Here is a 6,609-nt window from a genome sequence, read left to right as displayed (position 1 = left end):
GTTCACCAGGGTCGTCTTGCCGACGCCGGAGTGGCCGACGAAGGCGGTGGTCCGGCCCTCGAGGTGCTCGTGGACCCGCTCGGCGGCGACCCCGTCGACGAACTCCTCGCGCGTGGTGACCACGTACGGCACGCCGAGCGCTCCGTACATCTCCAGAAGCGACTCCGGCGAGGCCAGGTCCGACTTGGTCAGGACGAGCAGCGGGGAGAGCCCGCCGTCGTACGCCGCCACCAGACAGCGGTCGATCAGCCGGGGACGCGGCTCGGGGTCGGCGAGCGCGGTGACGATCGCCAGCTGGTCGGCATTGGCGACGACCACCCGCTCGTACGGGTCGTCGTCGTCGGCCGTGCGCCGGAGCACCGAGCTGCGCTCGCCGATCCGCACGATCCGGGCCAGCGTGTCCTTCTCGCCGGAGAGGTCGCCGACGAGGGAGACCCGGTCGCCGACGACGGCGGCCTTGCGGCCCAGCTCGCGCGCCTTCATCGCGGTCACGGTCCGGTCGTCGACCAGGCAGGTCAGCCGGCCCCGGTCCACGGTGAGGACCATGCCCTCGACGGCGTCCTCGTGCTTCGGACGGATGCTGGTGCGGGGACGGGTGCCCTTGCGGTTGGGCCGCTGGCGGATGTCGTCCTCGTCGGTGTGCTTGCCGTAGCGCCGCATGATCAGACCCCGAGCATTTCGGTCCACATCGTCGGGAAGTCCGGCAAGGTCTTCGCCGTCGTCGCCACGTCCTCGATCTCCACGCCCTCGACGGCGAGGCCGATGATCGCGCCCGCCGTCGCCATGCGGTGGTCGTGGTACGTGTGGAAGACACCGCCGTGCAGCGGGCGCGGGCGGATGTGGAGACCGTCCTCGGTCTCGGTCACGTCGCCGCCCAGCTCGTTGATCTCCTTGGTGAGCGCCGCGAGCCGGTCCGTCTCGTGCAGCCGCAGATGGGCGACCCCGCGCAGGGTCGAGGGGGAGTCGGCGAGGGCCGCGACCGCCGCGATGCCGGGGGTCAGCTCGCCGACCTCGCCCAGGTCGACGTCGATGCCGTGGATCCGGCCCGTACCGGTGAAGGTCAGACCCGCGTCGGTGAGCTCGCAGGAACCACCCATCTCGGTGAAGATCCGGCGCAGCTCGTCGCCCGGCTGGGTGGTCCGCTCCGGCCAGTCCGGGATCGTCACCCGGCCGCCGGTCACCAGGGCCGCCGCCAGGAACGGCTGCGCGTTCGACAGGTCGGGCTCGACGACCAGGTCCCGGCCGCGCAGCGCGGAGGGCGCCACCCGCCACACGTTCGGCTCGCCGCCGTGCTCCGGCTCGTCGACCCGGGCGCCGACCGCGCGCAGCATGTCGACCGTCATCCGGATGTGCGGGAGCGAGGGGAGCCGGCTGCCCACGTGCCGTACCTCGACGCCCTGGTTGAAGCGGGGCGCGGAGAGCAGCAGGGCGCTGACGAACTGGGAGGACGAGGAGGCGTCGATCTCGACCGTGCCGCCGTCCAGGCCGCCCGCGCCGTGCACGGTCATCGGCAGCGCGCCCCGGCGCTCGTCGTCGATCCGGGCGCCGAGCGCGCGCAGCGCGTCGATCACGCCGTGCAGCGGGCGCTCGTGGGAGCGGGGGTCGCCGTCGAAGCGCACCGGGCCGTCGGCGAGCGCCGCGACCGGGGGCAGGAAGCGCATGACCGTGCCCGCGTTGCCGACGTCGACGGTCGCGGGGCCGCGCAGCGGTGAGGGGATGATCCGCCAGGCCTCGCCGGTGCCGTCCGGGCCGACGCCCTCCTCGATCTTCACGCCGAGGGTACGGAGCGCCTCGGCCATCAGGAGGGTGTCGCGGGAGCGCAGCGGCCGGCGCAGCCAGCCCGGCTCGGCGGCGATCGCGGCGAGGACCAGGGCGCGGTTGGTGACCGACTTCGATCCGGGCACGGTGACGGTCGCGTCGACGGCGCCGCTCGCATACGGGGCGGGCCAGAGGTCGGTGGGCGGGTCGGTGTGCGCGGAAGCTGCTGCGGTCATGGACTCACTGTACGGGGGAGTCAGATGCCCAGGAGCCAGCGCCCGCCGCCGATCAGGGCGGATATCGCGACCGTGTGGAAGAACAGGAGCCACACCCCGGCGGGCACCTGGGTGAGCCGTGAGAGCTGGTCCGCGTCCGAGTCGGGCGCGCCGCCGTGGCGCCGCTTCGCCTGGAGCTCGAAGGCCGGGCGGACACCGCCGAACAGCAGGAACCAGACCACCGCGTAGGCGAACACGGACTGGACGTCGGGGCCGGTCAGCCAGGAGACGAGGACGAAGGCGGAGCCCGTCAGGACGACGGTGAGGACCCCGTACGCGTTGCGGACCATCACGAGCAGCGCGAGCAGCAGGGCGGTCGCGATCCACAGCAGCAGGGTGACGTGCCCGGTGCCGAGCAGGGCCGCGCCGCCGAGCCCGAGCAGCGGGGCCGCCGGATAGCCGGCGGCGAGGGTGAGGACCACGCCGAGGCCGGTCGGGCGGCCCCGGGTCACGGTCAGCCCGCTGGTGTCCGAGTGCAGCCGGATCGCCTCCAGGCGACGGTTGCAGGCGAGGGCGACGAGCCCGTGGCCGCCCTCGTGGGCGATGGTGATCGCGTTCCGGGCCGGGAGCCAGAGCCGCCGGAACACGACCAGGCTCAGCGCGCAGACGGCCGTGGCGTAGACGATCCACTCGGTGGGAGCGGGCTGGGTGCCGAGGATCTCGGTCATTTCGCGGACGGCTCCTCGGTCGGGTTCGGGAACGTGGCAGTGTGGCACGCATGTGCGGACGGTTTGCATCGAGTCGGAGGCCCGAGGACCTCGTGGAGGCCTTCGGGATCGAGAAGTGGGAGCCCGAGGAGGCCCTGGCCCCCGACTGGAACGTGGCCCCGACCAAGGAGGTCTGGGCCGTTCTGGAGCGTCCTCTGAAAGACGCCGAATCCCGGCGGCCGGTTCGCCAGCTGCGCGCGCTGAAATGGGGGCTCGTCCCGTCCTGGGCGAAGTCGCCCGAGGGCGCCGCCCGGATGATCAACGCGCGCGCGGAGACCGTCGACGAGAAGCCCTCCTTCAAGCGCGCCTTCCAGTCGCGCCGGTGCATCCTGCCCGCCGACGGCTACTACGAGTGGGTGACCGGGGCCGGCGAGCGCGACCTGGAGGTCGAGGGGAAGAAGAAGCGGGCCCGCAAGCAGCCGTACTTCGTGACCCCGGCGGACGGCTCCGTCTTCGCGATGGCCGGGCTCTACGAGTTCTGGCGGGACGGCACCCTGCCGCCCGAGCACCCCGCCGCGTGGTGGGTGACCTGCTCGGTGGTCACCACCGAGGCCGAGACCGGCCCGCTGGGCGTCGCCCCCGCGGAGGGCCCGCGCTCGCTCGCCGAGATCCACCCCAGGATGCCGCTGATGCTGACCGAGGACCGCTGGGACGCCTGGCTCGACCCGGCGCGCACCGACCCCGAGGAGCTGCGCGGACTGCTCGCCCCGCCGCCGGGCGGCCTGATGCGGGCCTACCCGGTCGCCACCGCCGTCAGCAACGTCCGCAACAACGGCCCCGAGCTCCTGGCCGAGCTCGACGGCCCGGAAGTCGGCACGCTCTTCTGACTCCCCGGGCCCGCGGGGCGGCAGGATTCCGACCTCCGGGGCGGCAGGATGGGGACGTGACACAGTACGAAACCGTTCCCACCGACGCCGGTGAGGCACGCATCACCTGGTGCGCGGGCACGAAGCCGTGGACCGTCCTCGCCCTCGGGCACGGCGCCGGCGGCGGCGTCGAGGCCCGCGACCTCCAGGCCCTCGCCGCGGCACTGCCCGCGCACGGCGTGACCGTCGCCCTCGTCGAGCAGCCCTGGCGGGTCGCCGGCAAGAAGGTCGCGCCCGCGCCGAAGACCCTCGACACCGGCTGGCGCGGCCTCTGGCCGAACCTCGCGAAGCCCGGCCTCCCGGTGATCGCGGGCGGCCGCAGCGCCGGCGCCCGGGTCGCCTGCCGCACCGCCCGGGAGCTCGGCGCGCTCGCCGTCCTCGCCCTGGGCTTCCCGCTCCACCCCCCGGGCAAGCCCGAGAAGACCCGCGCCGACGAACTCCTCGACGCCGGGCTCCCGACGCTCGTCGTCCAGGGCGGCAACGACCCCTTCGGGCGGCCCGAGGAGTTCCCGGAAGGCCCGTACGGACTCGTCGAGGTCCCGTACGGAGACCACGGCTTCGCCGTACCCAAGCGCGCGCCGCTGACCCAGGACGAGGCCCTCGCCGGTCTCGTCGACGGCGTCACCGAATGGATCTCCACACTCCGCTGACGTACGCCCCCGCCCCGGGAATGTCGAGCGAGGGACCACTGTTGTGGAGAGCGTCGGTGTGAGAGCAAGGAAGAGGGAGTCCGTCGTATGGGTATGACCATCTGCCCGGAGCGCGCGCAGGGCGCTGACCTCGACTGGACAGTGCTGCCCGCGCCCAGGAACGCCCCTATTCGGGCGGCGGGCGGAGTGCTTCCTCGTCTATCCTCCGAAACGAGCGGGTCCGCCCTCGGGCTCGCCGCCGCGCTGGAGGAGGTGGGTCCGGTCACTGGGACCGACACAGGGACCGACGACGGCCCCGAGGAGACGACCGAGGAGCGCAACGCGCGCTTCGAGCGGGACGCCCTCGGCTACCTCGACCAGATGTACTCGGCCGCGCTCCGCATGACGCGCAACCCCGCGGACGCGGAGGACCTGGTGCAGGAGACCTACGCCAAGGCGTACGGATCCTTCCACCAGTTCCGCGAGGGCACGAACCTCAAGGCCTGGCTCTACCGCATCCTCACCAACACCTTCATCAACTCGTACCGCAAGAAGCAGCGTGAGCCCCAGCGCAGCGCCGCCGAGGAGATCGAGGACTGGCAGCTCGCCCGCGCCGAGTCGCACATGTCGACCGGTCTGCGCTCCGCAGAGTCGCAGGCGCTCGACCACCTTCCCGACTCCGACGTGAAGGAAGCGCTCCAGGCGATTCCCGAGGAGTTCCGCATCGCCGTCTATCTCGCCGATGTCGAGGGCTTTGCGTACAAGGAGATCGCGGACATCATGGGGACACCCATCGGTACGGTGATGTCCCGACTGCACCGGGGCCGCCGCCAGCTGCGCGGCATGCTCGAGGACTACGCTCGCGACCGCGGGCTGGTTCCCGCGGGCGCCGGAGAGTCGTCGAACGATCTGAAAGGCTCGGGCTCATGAGCTGCGGAGAGCCGCACGAGACGGATTGCTCAGAGGTCCTGGATCATCTCTACGAGTTCCTCGACCATGAGATGCCCGACAGCGACTGCACCAAGTTCGAGGTGCACTTCGAGGAGTGCTCCCCGTGCCTGGAGAAGTACGGCCTGGAGCAGGCGGTGAAGAAGCTCGTCAAGCGCTGCTGCGGCAGTGACGACGTCCCCACCGACCTGCGCGCCAAGGTCATGGGCCGGATCGACCTGATCCGCGCCGGACACCTGGTGCCCGAGCAGGACATCACGGCGGCGACCCCGCAGACGCCCGCCCCGCAGGAGTAACCGCAGCAAGCAGCAAGACCCCTTCCCGTACAGCCGTATCAGGGGAGCGACAGGCCGCCGCGACGCGTTCGCGGCGGCCTCGCGCATATATCAGCTTGTATCACCCGATGGTGCGAATCACCGGGAGCGCGCCGCCCCCGCCCGCCCGACTCGCTAGCGTGACAGGCGTGATGGGCGTGAAGGTCATTCCGCGCGCGGCCCGCGTGTACATCGGCTGCGCCCTGCTCGGCGCCGGGGCCTGCGCCCTGCCCGCGCTGCGCCCCGGCGCGACCGTCCCCTGGGGCACGGCCGCGCTCCTCGCCGCCCTGTACGCGCTCTGCGAGCTGCCCGCCCGCTGCCGGCTCCTCGGCCGCACCCTCGGCGCCGTCCCCATGGGCACCGGCTCCTTCTTCCCCGTGCTCCTCGCCTCCGCACTGCTCCTGCCGCCCGCCGCCGCCGCGCTCACCGCGATCCCCGGCACCCTCCTCGCCCGCGTCGAGGAGCCCCCCGCCGCACCCCGCCGCGCCTGGCGGGCCGCCGCCACGGCCCTCGCCGTCTGGGCCGCCGCCCTGACCGCCGGTGCCCTCGGCGGTCCCACCGCCCTCGGCGGCGGCCCCGACGCCCCCGACCTGCCGTACGCCCTGCTGCCCGCCGGCGCCGCCGCCCTCGCCTTCTGCCTCGCCCTCACCGCCCTCGACGGCGGCATCCGCGCCACCGCCGGCGGACTGCCCTTACGGACCGCCTGGCGCGGCCTCCTCGGCCGGACCCTCGCCCCGCACACCGTCCACGGCCTCGCCGGACTCATGATGGCCGTCCTCTGGCGCAGCACGTACGGCCCCGTCGCGGCGCTCTTCGTCCTCCTCCCCATGTACATCTCCTGCTGGGTCTTCGCCCAGTACCACCGCGAGCGCGCCGCCCACCAGGCCACCATCCGCGCCCTCGTCCAGGCCGTCGACATCAAGGACCGCTACACCCGCGGCCACAGCGAACGCGTCGGCCACGCCTCCGTCCTGATCGCCCGTGAGCTCGGCATGACCGAGGACCGCCTGGACGTCGTCCGCTTCGCCGGCATCCTCCACGACGTCGGCAAACTCGGCGTCCCCACCCGGGTCCTCACCAAGGACGGCCCCCTCACCCCCGAGGAGCGCCAG

At 73.0% G+C, this 6,609-nt stretch carries 8 protein-coding genes; 5 read left to right on the top strand and 3 right to left on the bottom strand.

All coding sequences use genetic code 11. From position 1 onward, the window contains the following. The 3 genes from rsgA to CCN56_RS06545 form a co-directional block, all read right to left on the bottom strand. Positions 1-660 (bottom strand): GTPase RsgA (gene rsgA, locus CCN56_RS06555; protein WP_256961813.1); only part of this gene is annotated, 660 nt, incomplete at its 3' end. A gap of 2 nt (positions 661-662) precedes the next feature. After that, positions 663-1,994 (bottom strand): 3-phosphoshikimate 1-carboxyvinyltransferase, encoded by a 1,332-nt coding sequence (gene aroA / locus CCN56_RS06550; protein WP_086824469.1) that lies wholly within the window; start codon positions 1,992-1,994, stop codon positions 663-665. 20 nt (positions 1,995-2,014) lie between these two features. Next, positions 2,015-2,701 (bottom strand): M50 family metallopeptidase, encoded by a 687-nt coding sequence (locus CCN56_RS06545; RefSeq protein ID WP_086824467.1) that lies wholly within the window; start codon positions 2,699-2,701, stop codon positions 2,015-2,017. Positions 2,702-2,751: 50 nt separating this feature from the next. Between CCN56_RS06545 and CCN56_RS06540 the strand changes: the two genes are divergently transcribed. From CCN56_RS06540 to CCN56_RS06520, 5 genes are all read left to right on the top strand, one after another. Continuing rightward, positions 2,752-3,567, top strand: a complete 816-nt coding sequence (locus tag CCN56_RS06540; RefSeq protein ID WP_086824465.1) for an SOS response-associated peptidase — start codon at positions 2,752-2,754, stop codon at positions 3,565-3,567. A 56-nt stretch (positions 3,568-3,623) separates the two neighbouring features. Continuing rightward, entirely contained in the window at positions 3,624-4,256 is a 633-nt protein-coding gene (locus CCN56_RS06535; RefSeq protein WP_086824463.1) for an alpha/beta family hydrolase, read from the top strand. Between the two features lie 252 nt (positions 4,257-4,508). Next, on the top strand, positions 4,509-5,165 hold the full coding sequence (locus CCN56_RS06530; RefSeq protein ID WP_030207302.1) for a sigma-70 family RNA polymerase sigma factor: 657 nt from the start codon (positions 4,509-4,511) through the stop codon (positions 5,163-5,165). Further along, positions 5,162-5,479 carry a mycothiol system anti-sigma-R factor gene (gene rsrA / locus CCN56_RS06525; protein WP_086824459.1) on the top strand — a complete coding sequence of 106 codons (318 nt, stop codon included), beginning with the start codon at positions 5,162-5,164 and terminating at the stop codon, positions 5,477-5,479. Before CCN56_RS06530 ends, rsrA begins: the two co-directional genes overlap by 4 nt. A 176-nt stretch (positions 5,480-5,655) precedes the next feature. Continuing rightward, positions 5,656-6,609: HD-GYP domain-containing protein (locus CCN56_RS06520; RefSeq protein WP_373412831.1), on the top strand; the 954-nt coding region annotated here is incomplete at its 3' end.

The sequence above is a fragment of the Streptomyces sp. NRRL B-24572 genome, assembly GCF_002156145.1.
Taxonomy (GTDB): domain Bacteria; phylum Actinomycetota; class Actinomycetes; order Streptomycetales; family Streptomycetaceae; genus Streptomyces; species Streptomyces vietnamensis.
The sequence above is the reverse complement of the archived record's forward strand: the minus strand, read 5'-3'. Positions and strand labels throughout refer to the sequence as shown.